The sequence below is a fragment of the Aeromonas sp. S15(2024) genome (genome assembly GCF_041402265.1).
Lineage (GTDB): Bacteria > Pseudomonadota > Gammaproteobacteria > Enterobacterales > Aeromonadaceae > Aeromonas > Aeromonas dhakensis.
On record NZ_JBGLQY010000013.1, the window covers coordinates 18,927 to 35,620 of the forward strand.

Genomic DNA, 16,694 nt, shown 5'->3' on the forward strand with positions numbered 1-16,694 from the left:
TAATAAAGGGGCAGCGAATTATAATGATATTCGCTGCCCCTGACAACCGTTAACGAACAGAGTTTAATCAGCCTTTTTCGACCTGACCAAAATCCAGCTCTACCGGAGTAGAACGGCCGAAGATCAGTACGGAGACCTTCACGCGGCTCTTTTCGTAGTCCACCTCTTCAACGGTACCGTTGAAATCGGCGAACGGACCATCGGCAACCCGCACCATCTCACCCGGTTCAAACAGGGTTTTCGGACGCGGCTTGTCGTGGGCATCTTGCAGACGATTGAGGATGGCATCCGCTTCCTTATCGGAGATAGGAGCAGGACGATCAGAGGTGCCACCGATGAAGCCCATGACGCGCGGTACGTTGCGTACCAGGTGCCATGTGGTTTCATCCATGATCATCTGAACCAGGACGTAGCCTGGGAAAAACTTGCGCTCACTCTTGCGCTTCTGGCCAGCACGCATCTCGACCACTTCTTCGGTCGGGACCAGCACTTCACCGAACATGTCTTCCATGCCATGCATCTTGATATGTTCACGCAGGGATTTGGCGACACGGCCTTCATAGCCGGAAAACGCCTGCACGACATACCATCTCATACGCTGTTCACGTTGTTCAGTCATGGCTTATCCTTACACACCGGTAATCAGGTTGACCAACCAGACCAGGGCACCGTCCAGTACGAACAGCAGCAGCCCCATCACGGCAGTCACCGCCAGCACAATCAGGGTTGTCTGAATGGCTTCCTGACGGGTCGGCCATACGACCTTGCGTACTTCCAGGCGAGACTCACGGGCAAATGCCAGTGTTGCCTTTCCCTTGGTGGTTTGCAGGGCTACTGCACCGGCAGCAGCAATGACAACGACCACACCCAGGGCGCGGACGGCAGCGACAACATCGTTGAGCAGGTAATTACCCACTACAGCGGCCGCCAGGATAATGAAAACCAGGCCCCAAAGCAGGGTATCCTTGCTTCCGCCCTGGCTCTCAGAACTAACACTCATACAACCCACCTGTATCTGACGTAACCAAAGACACAAAAGCCCCGTACGAGACGAGGTATATGGCAGGGGCGGCAGGACTCGAACCCGCAACCATCGGTTTTGGAGACCGCTGTTCTACCAATTCGAACTACGCCCCTGCATAAGAAAGCCCCTATTATAGGGGCTTTGCTTTATTTATGTAAGCCAAAGATTAAGCGATAACTTTAGCTACAACACCAGCACCTACGGTACGGCCACCTTCACGGATGGCGAAACGCAGGCCGTCGTCCATCGCGATCGGCGCAATCAGGGTAACAACCATCTTGATGTTGTCGCCCGGCATTACCATCTCTACGCCTTCCGGCAGTTCGATGGTACCGGTCACGTCGGTAGTACGGAAGTAGAACTGCGGACGGTAGCCTTTGAAGAACGGGGTGTGACGACCACCTTCTTCTTTGGACAGCACGTACACTTCAGATTCGAACTTGGTGTGCGGCTTGATGGTGCCCGGCTTGGCCAGTACCTGACCACGCTCTACGTCTTCACGCTTCACGCCACGCAGCAGCGCGCCAACGTTCTCACCTGCACGACCTTCGTCCAGCAGTTTGCGGAACATTTCAACGCCGGTACAGGTGGTCTTGGTGGTATCTTTGATACCAACGATTTCCACTTCTTCACCAACTTTAACGATACCGCGCTCTACACGACCGGTTACTACGGTACCACGGCCTGCGATGGAGAATACGTCTTCGATCGGCATCAGGAACGGCTGGTCAATTGCGCGCTCCGGCTCCGGAATGTAGGTGTCCAGGTGGCCGGCCAGTTCCAGGATCTTCTCTTCCCACTGAGCTTCGCCTTCCAGCGCTTTCAGTGCGGAACCACGTACTACCGGCAGGTCATCACCCGGGAAGTCGTACTCGGACAGCAGTTCGCGAACTTCCATCTCGACCAGTTCCAGCAGCTCTTCGTCATCTACCATGTCGCATTTGTTCATGAACACGATGATGTACGGAACGCCTACCTGACGACCCAGCAGGATGTGCTCACGAGTCTGCGGCATCGGGCCGTCAGTCGCTGCTACTACCAGGATCGCGCCGTCCATCTGGGCAGCACCGGTGATCATGTTTTTAACGTAGTCGGCGTGACCCGGGCAGTCTACGTGGGCGTAGTGACGGGTAGCAGTGTCGTATTCTACGTGGGAGGTGTTGATGGTGATACCACGCTCACGCTCTTCCGGCGCCTTGTCGATCTGGTCGAAGGCGAAAGCTTTACCACCGAAGTGCTTGGCCAGCACGTTGGTGATGGCGGCGGTCAGGGTGGTTTTACCGTGGTCAACGTGGCCGATGGTACCCACGTTAACGTGCGGTTTATTACGCTCAAATTTTTCTTTAGACATGATCGTCCCTCTAAACTAACGCTGAGTACGCGGTGGCAAGCTAACCACAGAACAGTTTATATGATGGATTTGAATCTGGTGGGGAAGAGAGGGTGGTGCTGACAGGCTGGTTCGATTGCCGAACTCACCCTAGGGTGTGACTCTGCTATCGCCTGAGCCAATCAGCATCTTGGAGCGGGCAGCGGGAATCGAACCCGCATCATCAGCTTGGAAGGCTGAGGTAATAGCCATTATACGATGCCCGCATTTCTCTAACCCAAAGAACTCAAACCGCAGAGAAATATGGTGGAGGGAGAAGGATTCGAACCTTCGAAGGCAGAGCCGTCAGATTTACAGTCTGATCCCTTTGGCCGCTCGGGAACCCCTCCGTTACGTCAATGTCACAACGGTAATTCTGCTTGCACCCGTTGATTTATCGCTTTTGCTGGGCAAATAGACGACAGACATCTAAGCGTCGCGCATTTTATGGTAAGGATTTTGGGGATGCAACCATTGCGCCTTGCAAAATGTGCATTATTGCCAGGAACCAGGCAAAAAAGGACTCACTCTCCGCTCGAAACCGTCGCTTCTCTTGTCGCTCCCGCCCCCCTTGGTGTATGGTCGCCCTGCCCAAGAAACAGTGACGACACCATGACGACAGAGCATAACCCCTATCTGCAATTCACCCGCGAACAATGGGCGTTATTGCGCGACTCGGTCCCTTTGACCCTGACCGAGCACGATCTGCAGACCCTGCGCGGGATCAACGAGAAGGTGTCATTGCAGGAGGTGGAAGAGATCTATCTGCCCCTCTCCCGTCTGCTCAATCTCTACGTCAAGGCCAAGCAGCGCCGCAGCCGGGTGCTGGAACAGTTCCTCGGTCAGTCTCGCGGCAAAGGCACCTACATCATCAGCATCGCCGGCAGTGTGGCGGGTGGTAAAAGTACCACGGCGCGCATCATGCAAGCGCTGCTGGAGCGCTGGCCGGAGCACCCGCGGGTGGAGCTGGTCACCACCGACGGCTTTCTCTACCCCAACAAGGTGCTGGAAGAGCGCGGCCTGATGCGCCGCAAGGGATTCCCGGAGTCCTACGACATCCGTCATCTGGTGGAGTTTGTCGCCAACATCCGTGCCGGCCACGAGAAAGTCGAGGCCCCCGTCTACTCTCACCTCATCTACGACATCATTCCGGATGAGAAGAAGGTGGTGGAGCAGCCGGACATCCTGATCCTGGAAGGGCTCAATGTGCTGCAAAGCGGCATGGACTACCCGCAGGATCCGCACCGCGTGTTCGTGTCGGACTTCGTCGACTTCTCCATCTATGTGGATGCCGACGCCGAACTGCTGCGCACCTGGTATATCGAGCGTTTCCTCAAATTTCGCAGCGGCGCCTTCTCGGATCCGGACTCCTACTTCCACCACTACGCCAAGCTGGCCGAGAGCGAGGCGACCAAGATCGCCAGCAACATCTGGCAAGATATCAACTATCTGAATTTGAAAGAGAACATCCTGCCTACCCGGGAGCGGGCCAACCTGATCCTGACCAAGGGCAACGAGCACGCCATCGAGCAGATCAAGCTGCGCAAGTAACGGCGGCAGCTCACCCATCAATGAAGAGGGGGCCCGCAGGCCCCCTCTTCATTGGGTGACGGTCAGCGCCGCCATCAGTCTCCCCGGCGCAGGGAGATCTCCCCGCCCAGATAGAACTTGATCCCCTCCTCCGTCTCCAGCCGCAGCGCACCGCGATCATCGATGCCGCGCGCCACGCCGCGGATCTCCTGCTCGCCCATCAGCAGTCGCACCGGCCGGCCGGCGAAGTGGTCGAGCCGGTTCCAGTCTGCCACGAAGCTGGCGAGCCCCTCCTGTTCGAAGGTGAGCATGGCCTGCTGCAGATGTTCAATCACCCGGCCGGCCAGCAGATTGCGGTCCACCAGTTCCGGCTGGATGTGGCGCAATTCGGACCAGGCCTGATCGATCCGCTCCGCCTCCCGGCTCGGCATCGCCAGGTTGAGGCCGACCCCGATCACCAGGTGGCAGCTGGCGCCGGCGCTGCCGCTCATCTCCACCAGAATGCCCGCCAGTTTGCGGCCCTGATAGTAGAGATCGTTGGGCCACTTGAGCTCAACTCCCGGATAACCGAGGGACTCCAGCGCCTGCACCACGGCCACCCCGACCGCCAGACTCAGCCCCATGGCGGCCGCCATGCCCTGCTCCAGCCGCCAGTACATGCTCAGGATCAGCTGGCAGCCGAAGGGGGAAACCCAGGGCTTGCCGCGCCGGCCGCGCCCGGCGGTCTGGCACTCGGCCAGGCAGCTCTCGCCCGACTGCAACTGGTTGACCCGCTCCAGCAGGTACTGGTTGGTGGAGTCGATGACCGGGAAGCAGTGCACCGGTGCCATGGGCGCCAGCGCCTGCAGCTGTGTCTCGTCATAGAGCGCCATCGGCACCGCCAGCCGGTAACCCTTGCCGGTCAGACTGAAAAGATCCAGTCCCAGCTCCTTGAGCGCCGCCATGTGCTTGCTGACCGCCGCCCGACTGATGCCGAGCTGCTCGCCAAGCTGTTCGCCGGAGTGGAACTGCCCGTCGCTGAGCAGGGAGATCAGAGTTTGCCGGATGGGAGTCAGGGTCATGCCAGTACCTCGTCGAGCCAAGTTTCACCACGGCGGCCCATGAAGCGCACCTCGTGCTCCAGCACCACCCCAAATTTCTGCTCCACGCTGTCACGGACATGGGCCGCCAGCGCGATCAGCTCCATGGCGCTGGCGCCGCCCAGATTGACCAGCACCAGCGCCTGCTCCTGATGGACGGCGGCACGGCCGATGGCAAAACCCTTGAGGCCGCACTGGTCGATGAGCCAGCCCGCGGCCAGCTTGGCCAGCCCTTCACCCGCCGGATAGAGCGGCATCTGGGGATATTTCTGCTTGAGCGACGCTGCCAGCGCGGCAGGCACCACCGGATTCTTGAAGAAGCTGCCCGCGTTGCCGAGCACGGCCGGATCCGGCAGCTTGGCCATACGGGTGGCGCAGACGGTGTCGAAGATGGCCTGTGCCGAGGGCAGTTCGCCCAGTGCGGCCAGCGGACCATAGCCCTGGCTTGGCTGCCAGGCCTTGGCCAGTCGCAGACCGACCGCAGTGATGAAATGGCTGTCCTGATACTCGTGCTTGAAGATGCTGTCGCGATAACCGAAGCGGCAGTCGGCCGCAGCGATGCGCTCTATCTCGCCGCTCTGCCAGTTGAACGTCTCGACGTAGGCACAGACGCTGGCCAGTTCGACCCCGTAGGCGCCGATGTTCTGCACCGGTGCCGCCCCGACCGTGCCAGGGATGAGCGCCAGGTTTTCGAGACCGTACCAGCCCTGCTGCAGGGTGTGGCACACCAGCTCGTGCCAGTTCTCGCCGGCGGCTACGTGCAGCCGCCAGTGATCCCCCTCGTCCTGCAGCGCTATCCCCTTGAGCCGGTTGAGCACCACCACCCCGGCGAAGTCATCGCAAAACAGCACGTTGCTGCCACCGCCCAGCACCAGCCGCGGCAAGCCGGCCAGCTCGGCGTTGGCAACCAGCTGCGGCAGGTCGTCGGTTTGCTCCACTTCGGCCAGCCAGTGGCAGTGGGCATCGAGGGCGAGGGTGTTGAGCGTCAACAGGGAGGCGTGCGGGGTGAGTTTCATCTGCGTGTTCCGACAATGGCAAGCGGGCAGTCTACCTTATATTGCCGCCGGACGAAAAATCCCGCCCTCTTTTCGGACTCATATAGCTGGAGTAGAGTATCCCGCTCCGACTCTTGAGGAAGTACTCATGAACAACCAATTTGCCGTCATCGGCCTGGGGCTGTTTGGCAGCGCGTTGTGTGAAGAGCTGCAGCGCCAGGATGCCGAGGTGCTGGCGATTGACATCGACGAGAGCAAGACCCGCCAGATCGCCACCCTCTGCAACCACGTCATCGTGGCCGACGCCACCGACGAGGCCACCGTCGCCGAACTGGGCCTGGCCGACTTCGACATCGTCTTCGTCGCCATCGGTGACAACCTCGAGACCAGCATACTCACCACCCTCGTCCTCAAGGAGGCAGGGGTGAAGAAGGTCTGGGTCAAGGCGCGCGACAAGTTCCACGCCAAGATCCTGCAGAAGGTGGGTGCCGACAAGGTGATCAACCCGGAGTGGGACATGGGTCGTCGGGTCGCCCAGAGCATGCTGGATAACCGGCTGTTCGACTATCTGGAGCTGGGTCACGACATGGTGCTGACCGAGTTTGTCATCGGCCTGCAGTTGAACGGTCGGGCCCTCAGCGACTTCCATCTGCTGCAACAGAGCGAATTCCAGCTGCTCGCCATCAAGCGTGGCGAGACCCTGCACAACGTGCTGACCGGCAAGATGGAGCTGCAGCTGGGTGACATCCTGATCCTGGCCGGCAACAAGCACGCCATCGACCACTGGCTGGAAACCCTATGACCCGCTGGCGCAGCAGCTACGCCTTTGCCCTGCAGCGGGAAGATGAGTCCCGCTGGAGTGAAGCCAAGCTGATCCTCGGCAGTTTTCTGGTCATCCTGCTGATCGGCACCCTGTTTCTGGTGCAGCCTTCCAGCCACAACGATCAGGTGAGCTTCATCAATGCCTTGTTCACCGCCACCTCGGCCATCAGCGTGACCGGGCTCGGGGTGGTGGACACCGGCACTGCCTTCACCCTGCAGGGACAGATCTTCCTGCTGATACTGATGGAGATTGGCGGCCTGGGCCAGATGACCATGACCCTGCTGCTCATCGCCATGTTCAGCAAACGGGTCGGCCTGCGCCAGCAGGTGCTGGCCAAGGAGGCGCTGGGCCAGGAGGGCTCGGTCAACATCATTCAGTTGGTGAAGCGCATCGTGCTGTTCGCCTTCATCGCCCAGCTCATCGGCACCGCTCTGATGGCCATTCGCTGGGTGCCCGAGATGGGGTGGGAGCGCGGCCTCTACGTCAGCTTCTTCCACGCGGTGTCGGCCTTCAACAACGCCGGCTTCTCGCTGTTTGCCAACAATCTCATGGACTACCGGGACGACCCCGTCATCAGCCTGACCATCGCCGGTCTGCTGATCCTCGGCGGGATCGGCTTCACAGTCATCGTCGATCTGGTGCGCAACCGCCGCTGGCGCAAGCTCAAGCTGCACAGCAAGCTGATGCTGATCATGACCCCGGGTCTGCTGCTGCTGGGAACCCTGATGTTCTGGCTGCTGGAGCACAACAACCCGGGCACCCTCGGCAAGGTCTCCTTCGGTGGCCAGTGGCTGGCGGCCTTCTTCCAGTCTGCCAGCGCCCGTACCGCGGGTTTCAACACCATCGACATCGGCCTGATGACCCCGGCCGCCCTGCTGTTTCTGATGATGCTGATGTTCATCGGGGCGGGTGCCACCTCCACCGGTGGCGGTATCAAGGTGACCACCTTCGCGGTGGTGCTGCTGGCGACCAAGGCGTTTCTGACCAAGCGCCCTCATGTCACCGCCTTTGGCCGCACCCTCTCGTCCCAGATAGTGACCCGATCGCTGGCCATCATCATGGTCAGCACCATGGTGTTGATGCTGGCCATGTTCCTGCTGATGCTCACCGAGCAGCAGCCCTTCGACAAGATCATGTTCGAGACCATCTCGGCGTTTGCCACCGTGGGGCTCTCCACTGGCATCACCGCCACCCTGAGCGAGCCTGGCAAGCTCATCCTGGTGCTGGTGATGATCTGCGGCCGTCTCGGCCCGCTCACTCTGGCCTTCATGCTGGCTCGCCCGGTCGAAACCCGCATCAAGTACCCGGAAGAGACCGTCTACACCGGCTGATGACACCGGGGCCCGTCGCGGCCCCGGTCACTCGCGCTGCCGCGCCTTGAGCCAGCGCCCCGGGCTCATGCCAAACTCCCGCTCGAACGCCCGCCCGAAGGCGGTGCCCCCGCTGTAACCCGCCCCCAACGCCACCTGGGTAATGGACTCCCCCGCCAGCAGCTGCTGACTGGCCAACACCATCCGCCAGCGCGTCAGATAGTCCAGCGGCGTCTGCCCGGTCAGCGCCTGAAAATGAGCGGCGAAGCGGGCGCGCGACATGCCCGCCTCCCGCGCCAGGGTCGCCACCGTCCAGGGCTCGTCCCCGCGCTGATGCATGACCGCGATGGCCCGAGCCAGCCGCGGGTCGGAGAGACCGGCCAACATCCCCTGCCGGCAGAGCCCCTGTTCCACCAGATGACGCAGCAAGAGGATCAGCAGCACTTCCAGCAGACGGGAGAGGATCGGCGGCTGACCGTAACGCTCGACGAATGCCTCCTCGAACAGCAGGGTCAGTACCGGCGCAATGGCCGGGATCGTCTGCAGCGGCAACACCAAGGTATCCGGTAACGCCAGCTGCAGTGGTGAGTCTCCTGCCGGCCCGAACGACACGCTGGCACACACCAGGTCACAGCCCGCCAACTGGCGGGGTTCGAGCCTGTGAGCCTGCCCCCTGGCGTAGAGGATCAGGGTCGGCTCGGTCAGCAACAGGGGTTCACCCCCCTCTTCGCGCAGCAGCAGTTCGCCACGGCGCAACAAGTGCAGATGGCCACCGGCGGGATAGTCGCTGCTGTGAGAGTGCTGACACAGGTTGCCGGCGAAAAAGAGACTGGCCTGGGGAGCGGCATGGGCCAGCAATATCGAGAGTGGATCCATATTTGAGACGCCTGGTAGTCAATGATGGACTCTGGGTGATAAACCGTACCATTAAAACCGGCATAGTGTCTCCCGTACCCAACCCAAACAGGAGCACATCATGAGTCGCATTCACGCCGTCGTGCAGCCCAAACCGGCAGCCGCCCCCACCTTCGCCGCTCTTAAAAGCAGCCTGGGCATGGTCCCCAACCTCTACGCAACCCTGGCCCACTCACCGGCCCTGCTCAACGGTCTGCTCGGCTTTGCCGACGCGCTGGGCAAGGGGCGGCTCAGCGCCCGCCAGCGGGAGCTGCTGGCACTGGCCATCGGTCAGGCCAACGCCTGCCAGTACTGCCTGTCGGCCCACACTCTGCTGGCTGGCCGGGCCGGTTTCGATGACGACGCCATCCGGGCTGCCCGTCTCGCCCAGGCAGCGGATCCGCTCGATCACGCCCTGTTGCAGCTGGCGGTCGCCCTGGTCACCCAGCGCGGTGTCATCAGTGATGCGCAACTGGCCGCCGCCCGGGCGGCGGGCGTGGATGATGAGCTGATGATGGAGGTGCTGGGGCAGGTGGTCATCAATACCCTGACCAACTACGGCAATCATCTGGCAGAAACCGACATCGACTTTCCGCCCGTCACGCTCACCCCATGACAGAGGAGCAGAAATGGAACGTCATGACCGAGGTTTTCTGATCGCCCTCGCGGGGGTGGTACTGACCCTGCTCTGGATCGGCGTGTTCAAGTTCACGCCGACCGAGGCGGCGGCCATCCGGCCACTGGTGGCAAGCCACCCGCTGATGAGCTGGCTCTATGCCGTGCTCTCGGAGCAGGCAGTCTCCAATCTGATCGGGTTGGTCGAGATCCTGATCGCCGGCGGCCTGATTGCCGGCCTGTGGCGGCCACGTCTGGGCTACTGGAGCAGCCTGGGGGCCATCCTGACCTTCCTCGTGACCCTCAGCTTTCTGCTGACCCTGCCGGGCGTCTGGAAGCTGGTCGACGGGGTGCCGGTCACCGAGTTCTTTATTTTCAAGGATCTGGTGCTGCTCGGCGTTGCCTGGCACTACCTGAATTTGAGTCGCGCCAGACTGGCCGACGCCTGACGACAATGCCTTTTTGCGCCCCGGAAGGGGCGTTTTTTTTATCAGGCGGCCCTGGCTGGCCGCTTGCCTGCCCCTGTCGTGCCACCACTCGCCGGGCTGCGCTTGCGTTTGGTGAAGCGACGCTTGTCGGCCCCGGGCGCCGCCTTGGGCAGGGCGCTGAAGCTGGCCCCCGAATCCTGCCTGGCGCCGTCGATCAAATCGTTCAACTGCTCGGTGAGCGGCCCCATGAACTGCTGATAGCTCGCCTGCCGCTCGGCAATCCGGCCGAGATGCTGCTCCCACAGCGCCGTCATGTCCGGGGTGGTGGCCGTGGCCGGCAGGGCCTGGATCAACGCCCGCCCGGTGGGGGTCGCCTTGATGCTCTTGCCCTGACGCACCAGAAAGCGGCGCTTGAACAGCAGGTCGATGATGCCGGCCCGGGTCGCCTCGGTGCCGAGGCCGTCGGTTTCGCGCAGGGTCTTGCGGATCTCGGGATCCTGCACGTAGCGGGCGATGCCGGTCATGGCGGCCAGCAGGGTGGCATCGGTAAACGACTTGGGCGGCTGGGTCATCTTCTCCAGCAGCTCCCCCCGCTCGCACAGCAACTGCTCGCCCTGACGCAGGGCAGGCAGGGTTCCCGCCTCCTCCTCGTCATCTTCCTCCACCCCGAGCAGCGCCTTCCAGCCCGCCTTGAGGATCCGCCGCGCCTTGGCCTGAAACTGCCCGCCGGCGATGCGCAGCAGCACCTTGCTGTCGTTGTACTCGAACGGCGGGTAGAACTGCAGCAGATACTGGCGGGCGATCAGGCCATACAGCCTGGCTTCATCGCCACTCAGGCTCCCCTCGTTGCCGTGCTTCTCGGTGGGGATAATGGCGTGGTGGGCATCCACCTTGCTGTCGTTCCACGCCTTGCTGCGGATCTTGCCGTCCGCCTCGCTCACCGCCCTGGCCAGCGCCGGCGCCGTGCTGGCGATGGCCTCCCGCACCTGGCCGGCCCGATTGAAGTGCTCGCTCGGCAGATGGCGGCTGTCGGATCTGGGGTAGGTGATGAGCTTGTGCCGTTCATAGAGGCTCTGGCAGACATCCAGCACCCGTTTGGCGTCCATGCCGAACCGCTTGGCGGCATCGATCTGCAGGCTGGAGAGGTTGTAGGGCAGCGGCGCAGCCTGCTTGCGGGCCTGCTCCTCCACCTCTTCCACCAGTGCGCTCTGACCCTGGATCCGCTCCACCACCTTGGCGGCCAGCGCCCGGTTGAGCACCCGCCCCTCCTCGTCCTGCCAGGGCAGACAGGCCTCGGAGGGCAGCCACTTGGCGCTGAAACGCTCGTTGTCTTCGGTCTGTAGATGGGCCAGCACCTCGAAGAAGGGTTTGGGCACGAAGGCCTCTATCTCGAGATCCCGCCGCACCACCAGCCCCAGCAGCGGAGTCTGTACCCGGCCGACCGAGAGAAGCTCGCTGCAACCCCCCTTGCGACCAAGCAGGGTATAGGCGCGGGTCATGTTGATGCCGTAGAGCCAGTCGGCCCGGCTGCGGGCCAGCGCCGACACCGCCAGCGGCACGAATTCCTTGTTGTCTCTGAGCTTGTCGAGGGCGCGGCGCACCGCCGGCGGGTTGAGATCGCTGATGAGACAGCGCAGCACCGGCCGGGTTTTGCCATAGCCGAGAAAGTCGATCACCTCGTCCACCAGCAGTTGCCCCTCCCGGTCCGGGTCACCGGCGTTGACCACGCAGTCGGCCTGCTTGAGCAGGCGCTTGATGACGGTGAGCTGGGTCTTGGTCTTCGGCTTGGCCACCAGTTGCCACTGGCTCGGGATGATGGGAAGGGATTCCATGCGCCACTGCTTGTAGGCGGCATCGTAGGCATCGGGCTCGGCCTGCTCCAGCAGGTGGCCGATGCACCAGGTCACCACATCCCCCTGCGCGGTTTCGATGAAGCCCTCCCCCTTCTTGTGGGGCTTGGGCAGCACGTCGGCAATGGCGCGCCCCAGACTGGGCTTCTCGGCGATAAAGAGTCGCATGGCAAACACCTGGATACTGTATATGCGAACAGTATATACCGGGCCCAGGGCAAAGCCCAAGCCCCTGCCAGGCGCGAGACGACAGGCTGCTGCACAGGCAAGAGAAGGGAGCAGGGAGTCATGGCCCAACGATAAAAAGTGGAGAGAAAGTGGCGCAGCGGCATCAATTACGCCTCAAACGAGGAGCAAAAAGACGGTAAAATCGCAGGATGTTAGATTAAATTCAGTTAAATGATAAATAACAAAATAATAATTGCATTTAAAATAACAATACAAAATATAAATCATGATAGAGGTCAATCAACTACCTCTCCATGGATACTACTATATTGGTAATATTTGAACGTAGGAAAACGCCGTCATGCTTGGAAAACTGTTGAGAAAAACCTGGTTCTGGCTACTGCTGCTTGGAGCCCTCTTGGGCGTTGCAGCGCTGGGGGTCACGGTGACCGTCATGCACAAGACCAGTTCCACCGAGTTCTGCGTCTCCTGCCACTCCATGCAGACCCCGCTGGCCGAGTATCAGGGCAGCGTCCACTTCCAGAACGTGAAGGGCATCCGCGCCGAGTGCGCCGACTGCCACATTCCGGGTGATCCCACCTCCTATCTGTGGACCAAGATCCGCGCCGTGAAGGACATCTATCACGAGGCGATCGGCACCCTCGACACGCCGGAGAAATACGAGGCCCACAAGCTGCGCATGGCGCAGTCGGTGTGGGACGAGCTGAAGGCCAACGACTCCGCCACCTGCCGCAGCTGCCACAGCTACGCGGCCATGGACATCCTGGCCCAGCGCCCCAACGCCCGCTCCGAGCACCCGGTCGCCATCAAGGAGGGCCAGACCTGCATCGACTGCCACCGCGGCGTCGCCCACATCATGCCCGACATGAGCGGCCTGGCCGCCGCCGGTGCCAGCGAGCTGGCGCAAGCCGCCGCCCAGACCCCGGCCAACGTCACCACCCGTTACGCCATCGCCACCACCCCGCTCTATCTGGATGCCGGCGCCAAGACTGACGAAGGCACCCTGATGCCCTCCACCCAGGTGGAAGTGCTGGCCAACGACAACGGCCGCGCCCAGGTGCGCATCGACGGCTGGCAGCAGGACGGGGTGAGCGAGGTGTTCTACGCCGCCCCCGGCAAGCGCATCCTGAGCACCCTGCTCGGCGACAAGGCCAAGGCACAGCTCACCACCGGCAAGAGCGAAACCGACAGCGCCACCAACCTCACCTGGCATCAGGTCAGCCTGACCGCCTGGGTGGATCAGAGTCAGCTCATCGGCGATCAGGGCAAGCTGTGGCAGTACGCCTCCACCCTGATGTCCAACAACTGTACCGGCTGCCACGGCCTCACCGCACTGGATCACTTCAACGCCAACCAGTGGATCGGTGTCATCAAGGGGATGGAATCACGCACCTCCCTGACCCCGGAACAGGCACGCATGTTGACCCAATACGTCCAGAAACATGCCAGTGACATGAACGCGGCGCACTAAGGCTGGCACAGAGGAAATCGTCATGACTTTTTTTACCGATAAGCAAACCAATCTCTCCCGCCGCAACCTGCTCAAGGGGCTCGGCGCCTGTGCCGCCCTGCCGCTGCTGGCCGGCGTCTTCCCGAAAAGCGCGCTGGCCCAGGCCATCAGTACGGCCCTTGAACAGTTCCCGACCCTGGTGCCGGCCCAGAAAGGCATCCTGACCGGCGCTCACTGGGGGGCCTTCGAGGCCATCGTCGAAGAGGGCCGCATGGTACGGGTCCAGCCGGTGGCCGATGATCCGGCCCCCAACGATCTCATCGACATGGCGCCGTTCCAGGTCCACGCCAAGAACCGCATCAAGTACCCCATGGTGCGCAAGAGCTGGCTGGAGCAGGGCCCGGGTGCAAAACCCGAGCTGCGCGGCGCCGACGAGTGGGTGCGGGTGAGCTGGGAGAAGGCCATCGCCCTGGTGGCCGGCGAAATCAGCCGGGTGCAGAGCGACTTCGGCCCGCAGGCGATCCACGCCGGTTCCTACGGCTGGAAGAGCGTCGGCATGTTCCACAACAGCCGCACCCTGCTGCACCGCCTGATGAACCTGGCGGGCGGCTTCACCGGCTATGCCGGCGACTACTCCGCCGGCGCAGCCCAGGTGATCATGTCCCACGTGATGGGCTCCATCGAGGTGTATGAGCAGCAGACCGCCTGGCCCAACGTCATCGAGCACGCCGAACTGGTGGTGCTGTGGGGGGTCAACGCCCAGGTCACCCTGAAGAACAGCTGGAACATGCCGGATCACGAAGGTCAGGCCGGCTTCAAGGCGCTCAAGGAGAAGGGTACCCGCATCATCAGCATCGACCCTGTCTACAACGAAACCGCCAAACTGGCCGGGGCTGAATGGATTGCGCCGAATGCCTACACAGACGTGGCCATGATGCTGGGGGTAGCCCACACCCTCTACAGCGAGCAGAAGCACGATCAAGCCTTCCTCGACCGCTACACCACCGGCTTCGACAAGTTCCTCGCCTATCTGCTCGGCAAGGAAGACGGCCAGCCGAAGAGCGCCGAGTGGGCGAGCACCATCTGCGGTGTCGACGCCAAGGTGATCCGCCAGCTGGCCCTCGACATGGCGTCCAAGCGCACCATGATCATGGCGGGCTGGGGCATGCAGCGGCAGCAGCACGGCGAACAGCCCAACTGGATGCTGGTCACCCTGGCCGCCATGCTGGGCCAGATCGGCCTGCCGGGCGGCGGTTACGGCTTCAGCTACCACTACTCTTCCGGTGGCAGCCCCACCGCCAAGGGCGGCATCCTGGCGGGCATCTCCGCCGGCAATGCGCCGAAGAACGGGCCGGCGCCGATCCCGGTGGCCCGCATCGCTGACTGTCTGGCCAACCCCGGCAAGACCATCGACTTCAACGGCCGCAAGGTGACCTACCCGGACATCAAGCTGGTTTACGTGGCGGGCGGCAACCCCTTCCACCACCACCAGGACACCAACAACCTGGTCAAGGCCTGGCGCAAGCCGCAGACCGTGATCGTGCACGAGCCTTACTGGACCGCCACCGCCAAGCACGCCGACATCGTGCTGCCGGCCACCACCAGCTACGAGCGCAACGATCTGGAGATGGGCGGCGACTACTCCCAGCGCTACGTCTTCCCGATGCACCAGTGCGTGCCGCCCCAGTTCGAGGCGCGCAATGACTTCGACATCTTCCGCGACGTCGCCGCCAAGCTGGGTCTGCAGGAGCAGTACACCGAAGGTAAGGACGAGATGCTGTGGCTCAAGCAGATGTACGACGGCATGGCCGCCCAGGCCCGCGGCGCCCGGGTGGCGCTGCCGCCGTTCAACATGTTCTGGGAGTCCAACAACTACATCCGCTTCCCGGTGCCCGAGGCGAACCGCCAGTGGATCCGTCACGCCGATTTCCGCGAGAACCCGCTGCTCAACCCGCTCGGTACCCCGTCCGGCAAGATCGAGATCTTCTCCAGCACGGTGGCCGGCATGGGTTATGCCGACTGCGCCGGCCATCCCAAGTGGTATGAGCCCAAGGAGTGGATCAAGAGCAAGGAGGCAACCCGCTATCCGCTGTCGCTCAACACCTCGCACCCGACCCAGCGGCTGCACTCCCAGCTCGACAACACCCCGCTGCGGGACAAGTTCGCCATCGCCGATCGCGAGGCGATCCTGATCCACCCGGACGACGCCAAGGCACGCGGCATCCAGGATGGCGATCTGGTGCGGGCCTTCAACGACCGCGGCCAGATCCTGGTGGGGGCCCTGCTCTCGACCGACATCCGCCCGGGGGTGGTGCGGGTGTGCGAAGGGGCCTGGTTCGATCCGGCCAAACCGGGCGAGGCGGGGAGCCTGTGCAAGAACGGCAACGTCAACTGCCTCACCTTCGACGAGGGCACCTCCAGCCTGGCGCAGGGCAACTGCGGTCACATGGCCCAGCTGCAGATCGAGAAGTACCAGGGCCCGGCCCCGGTCAACACCGCCCATGCGGTGCCGGCCAACGCCTGAGCAGAGGACTGAGCAACAAAAACGGCGCCATCAAGGCGCCGTTTTCTTATCGCGGTTTGTGGTGTGACTCGGAAGCCACCCTCAACCATCTACTCTTGTGCACACTCCACCCGCTTTGCAGCCAGAGCGCGGACAAGGGCTCAGAATCAGAAGTCCCCTTCCACCATGTACTCTTCCGCACACTCCACCAGCTGAGGCCAGAGTTCTTCCGGCACCCAGGCATCCGGGTCATCTTCATCCCCGTCGTACTGGCTCCAGAAGTAGCGGCGCAGGCCGGAGGCGAAGTCATCGCTCAGCTCGGCCAGCTCGGAGAGCGGCCCCAGCCAGGCGATGCGGCGCAGGCCGGAGGCGAGATCGTTGATGGCGTCCATCAGGCCGCGATCGTCGAAGCTCTGCTCCACCAGCAGGGTGAAGCGCTCGCGCGCCCGCTCGGTCTGATCCTCATCCAGCTCGCCCACGTCGGCCAGCAGGTCGACGAAATCTTCCAGCAGGAAGGCAATCAGGCTGTCGCGATCCTCAAACCACTGGATCTGGGCCCCCTTGGTGCCCAGCACGGAGGCATCGAACGAATCGTCGAGGTGACACAGTGCCCATGGATCATCGGTCATGGTTCT

15 protein-coding genes and 3 tRNA genes are annotated in these 16,694 nt (G+C 62.3%); 7 read left to right on the plus strand and 11 right to left on the minus strand.

What is annotated here, in order from left to right:
• Nucleotides 1-67 precede the first annotated feature (67 nt).
• The 6 genes from nusG to ACB033_RS19715 all read right to left on the minus strand — a co-directional run bounded on the left by nusG (nucleotide 68) and on the right by ACB033_RS19715 (nucleotide 2,743).
• Nucleotides 68-619 (minus strand): transcription termination/antitermination protein NusG, encoded by a 552-nt coding sequence (gene nusG, locus ACB033_RS19690; RefSeq protein ID WP_005306318.1) that lies wholly within the window; start codon nucleotides 617-619, stop codon nucleotides 68-70.
• Nucleotides 620-628: 9 nt separating this feature from the next.
• Nucleotides 629-1,000, minus strand: coding sequence for a preprotein translocase subunit SecE (gene secE, locus ACB033_RS19695; protein ID WP_005306322.1), 372 nt, complete (start codon nucleotides 998-1,000; stop codon nucleotides 629-631).
• A gap of 60 nt (nucleotides 1,001-1,060) precedes the next feature.
• Nucleotides 1,061-1,137 (minus strand) — tRNA-Trp (locus tag ACB033_RS19700).
• A 53-nt stretch (nucleotides 1,138-1,190) separates the two neighbouring features.
• Complete coding sequence (gene tuf, locus ACB033_RS19705; RefSeq protein ID WP_005306325.1) at nucleotides 1,191-2,375, minus strand: elongation factor Tu; 1,185 nt, start codon at nucleotides 2,373-2,375, stop codon at nucleotides 1,191-1,193.
• Between the two features lie 170 nt (nucleotides 2,376-2,545).
• Nucleotides 2,546-2,620: transfer RNA gene (locus ACB033_RS19710), tRNA-Gly, on the minus strand.
• A gap of 38 nt (nucleotides 2,621-2,658) precedes the next feature.
• Nucleotides 2,659-2,743 (minus strand) — tRNA-Tyr (locus ACB033_RS19715).
• A 262-nt stretch (nucleotides 2,744-3,005) separates the two neighbouring features.
• Between ACB033_RS19715 and coaA the strand changes: the two genes are divergently transcribed.
• On the plus strand, nucleotides 3,006-3,944 hold the full coding sequence (gene coaA / locus ACB033_RS19720; protein WP_005306328.1) for a type I pantothenate kinase: 939 nt from the start codon (nucleotides 3,006-3,008) through the stop codon (nucleotides 3,942-3,944).
• Between the two features lie 74 nt (nucleotides 3,945-4,018).
• Here coaA and birA read toward each other — a convergent pair whose 3' ends face one another.
• Together birA and murB are read right to left on the minus strand one after the other, a co-directional pair.
• Complete coding sequence (birA, locus tag ACB033_RS19725; protein WP_094696490.1) at nucleotides 4,019-4,984, minus strand: bifunctional biotin--[acetyl-CoA-carboxylase] ligase/biotin operon repressor BirA; 966 nt, start codon at nucleotides 4,982-4,984, stop codon at nucleotides 4,019-4,021.
• Nucleotides 4,981-6,018: a UDP-N-acetylmuramate dehydrogenase gene (gene murB, locus ACB033_RS19730; protein WP_371140709.1), complete on the minus strand. Its 1,038-nt coding sequence runs from the start codon at nucleotides 6,016-6,018 to the stop codon at nucleotides 4,981-4,983. The genes birA and murB overlap by 4 nt, the downstream gene beginning before the upstream one ends.
• 127 nt (nucleotides 6,019-6,145) lie before the next feature.
• On the opposite strand from murB, the gene ACB033_RS19735 reads away from it, so the two are divergent.
• Together ACB033_RS19735 and ACB033_RS19740 are read left to right on the plus strand one after the other, a co-directional pair.
• The gene (locus ACB033_RS19735) at nucleotides 6,146-6,799 is read left to right on the plus strand and encodes a TrkA family potassium uptake protein (protein ID WP_005306338.1); all 654 of its coding nucleotides are present in this window, start codon (nucleotides 6,146-6,148) and stop codon (nucleotides 6,797-6,799) included.
• The gene (locus ACB033_RS19740) at nucleotides 6,796-8,151 is read left to right on the plus strand and encodes a TrkH family potassium uptake protein (protein ID WP_371140710.1); all 1,356 of its coding nucleotides are present in this window, start codon (nucleotides 6,796-6,798) and stop codon (nucleotides 8,149-8,151) included. Before ACB033_RS19735 ends, ACB033_RS19740 begins: the two co-directional genes overlap by 4 nt.
• A gap of 27 nt (nucleotides 8,152-8,178) precedes the next feature.
• Here the strand turns inward: ACB033_RS19740 and ACB033_RS19745 are convergent, their stop codons facing one another.
• On the minus strand, nucleotides 8,179-9,006 hold the full coding sequence (locus ACB033_RS19745) for an AraC family transcriptional regulator (protein WP_017781181.1): 828 nt from the start codon (nucleotides 9,004-9,006) through the stop codon (nucleotides 8,179-8,181).
• Between the two features lie 100 nt (nucleotides 9,007-9,106).
• Between ACB033_RS19745 and ACB033_RS19750 the strand changes: the two genes are divergently transcribed.
• Entirely contained in the window at nucleotides 9,107-9,640 is a 534-nt protein-coding gene (locus ACB033_RS19750) for a carboxymuconolactone decarboxylase family protein (RefSeq protein WP_017409800.1), read from the plus strand.
• Nucleotides 9,641-9,653: 13 nt separating this feature from the next.
• Nucleotides 9,654-10,088, plus strand: coding sequence for a DUF417 family protein (locus ACB033_RS19755; RefSeq protein ID WP_017409799.1), 435 nt, complete (start codon nucleotides 9,654-9,656; stop codon nucleotides 10,086-10,088).
• A 41-nt stretch (nucleotides 10,089-10,129) separates the two neighbouring features.
• Here the strand turns inward: ACB033_RS19755 and ACB033_RS19760 are convergent, their stop codons facing one another.
• Nucleotides 10,130-12,085, minus strand: a complete 1,956-nt coding sequence (locus ACB033_RS19760; protein WP_216973507.1) for a DNA topoisomerase III — start codon at nucleotides 12,083-12,085, stop codon at nucleotides 10,130-10,132.
• Nucleotides 12,086-12,446: 361 nt separating this feature from the next.
• Here ACB033_RS19760 and ACB033_RS19765 point away from each other — a divergent pair, with 361 nt between their 5' ends.
• Together ACB033_RS19765 and torA are read left to right on the plus strand one after the other, a co-directional pair.
• Nucleotides 12,447-13,577, plus strand: coding sequence for a NapC/NirT family cytochrome c (locus tag ACB033_RS19765; protein ID WP_216973508.1), 1,131 nt, complete (start codon nucleotides 12,447-12,449; stop codon nucleotides 13,575-13,577).
• 22 nt (nucleotides 13,578-13,599) lie between these two features.
• The gene (torA, locus tag ACB033_RS19770) at nucleotides 13,600-16,080 is read left to right on the plus strand and encodes a trimethylamine-N-oxide reductase TorA (protein ID WP_216973509.1); all 2,481 of its coding nucleotides are present in this window, start codon (nucleotides 13,600-13,602) and stop codon (nucleotides 16,078-16,080) included.
• Nucleotides 16,081-16,226: 146 nt separating this feature from the next.
• Here the strand turns inward: torA and ACB033_RS19775 are convergent, their stop codons facing one another.
• Nucleotides 16,227-16,688 (minus strand): hypothetical protein, encoded by a 462-nt coding sequence (locus ACB033_RS19775; protein WP_010635837.1) that lies wholly within the window; start codon nucleotides 16,686-16,688, stop codon nucleotides 16,227-16,229.
• Nucleotides 16,689-16,694: the final 6 nt, after the last annotated feature.

Excerpts from the sequence above, each read along its gene's own strand:
- ACB033_RS19755 (WP_017409799.1), top strand. The coding sequence starts at position 9,654 with ATGGAACGTCATGACCGAGGTTTTCTGATCGCCCTCGCGGGGGTGGTA.
- ACB033_RS19745 (WP_017781181.1), bottom strand. The coding sequence starts at position 9,006 with ATGGATCCACTCTCGATATTGCTGGCCCATGCCGCTCCCCAGGCCAGT.
- ACB033_RS19760 (WP_216973507.1), bottom strand. The coding sequence starts at position 12,085 with ATGCGACTCTTTATCGCCGAGAAGCCCAGTCTGGGGCGCGCCATTGCC.
- tuf (WP_005306325.1), bottom strand. The coding sequence starts at position 2,375 with ATGTCTAAAGAAAAATTTGAGCGTAATAAACCGCACGTTAACGTGGGT.
- birA (WP_094696490.1), bottom strand. The coding sequence starts at position 4,984 with ATGACCCTGACTCCCATCCGGCAAACTCTGATCTCCCTGCTCAGCGAC.
- torA (WP_216973509.1), top strand. The coding sequence starts at position 13,600 with ATGACTTTTTTTACCGATAAGCAAACCAATCTCTCCCGCCGCAACCTG.
- ACB033_RS19765 (WP_216973508.1), top strand. The coding sequence starts at position 12,447 with ATGCTTGGAAAACTGTTGAGAAAAACCTGGTTCTGGCTACTGCTGCTT.
- secE (WP_005306322.1), bottom strand. The coding sequence starts at position 1,000 with ATGAGTGTTAGTTCTGAGAGCCAGGGCGGAAGCAAGGATACCCTGCTT.
- ACB033_RS19750 (WP_017409800.1), top strand. The coding sequence starts at position 9,107 with ATGAGTCGCATTCACGCCGTCGTGCAGCCCAAACCGGCAGCCGCCCCC.
- ACB033_RS19775 (WP_010635837.1), bottom strand. The coding sequence starts at position 16,688 with ATGACCGATGATCCATGGGCACTGTGTCACCTCGACGATTCGTTCGAT.
- ACB033_RS19740 (WP_371140710.1), top strand. The coding sequence starts at position 6,796 with ATGACCCGCTGGCGCAGCAGCTACGCCTTTGCCCTGCAGCGGGAAGAT.
- ACB033_RS19735 (WP_005306338.1), top strand. The coding sequence starts at position 6,146 with ATGAACAACCAATTTGCCGTCATCGGCCTGGGGCTGTTTGGCAGCGCG.
- nusG (WP_005306318.1), bottom strand. The coding sequence starts at position 619 with ATGACTGAACAACGTGAACAGCGTATGAGATGGTATGTCGTGCAGGCG.
- coaA (WP_005306328.1), top strand. The coding sequence starts at position 3,006 with ATGACGACAGAGCATAACCCCTATCTGCAATTCACCCGCGAACAATGG.
- murB (WP_371140709.1), bottom strand. The coding sequence starts at position 6,018 with ATGAAACTCACCCCGCACGCCTCCCTGTTGACGCTCAACACCCTCGCC.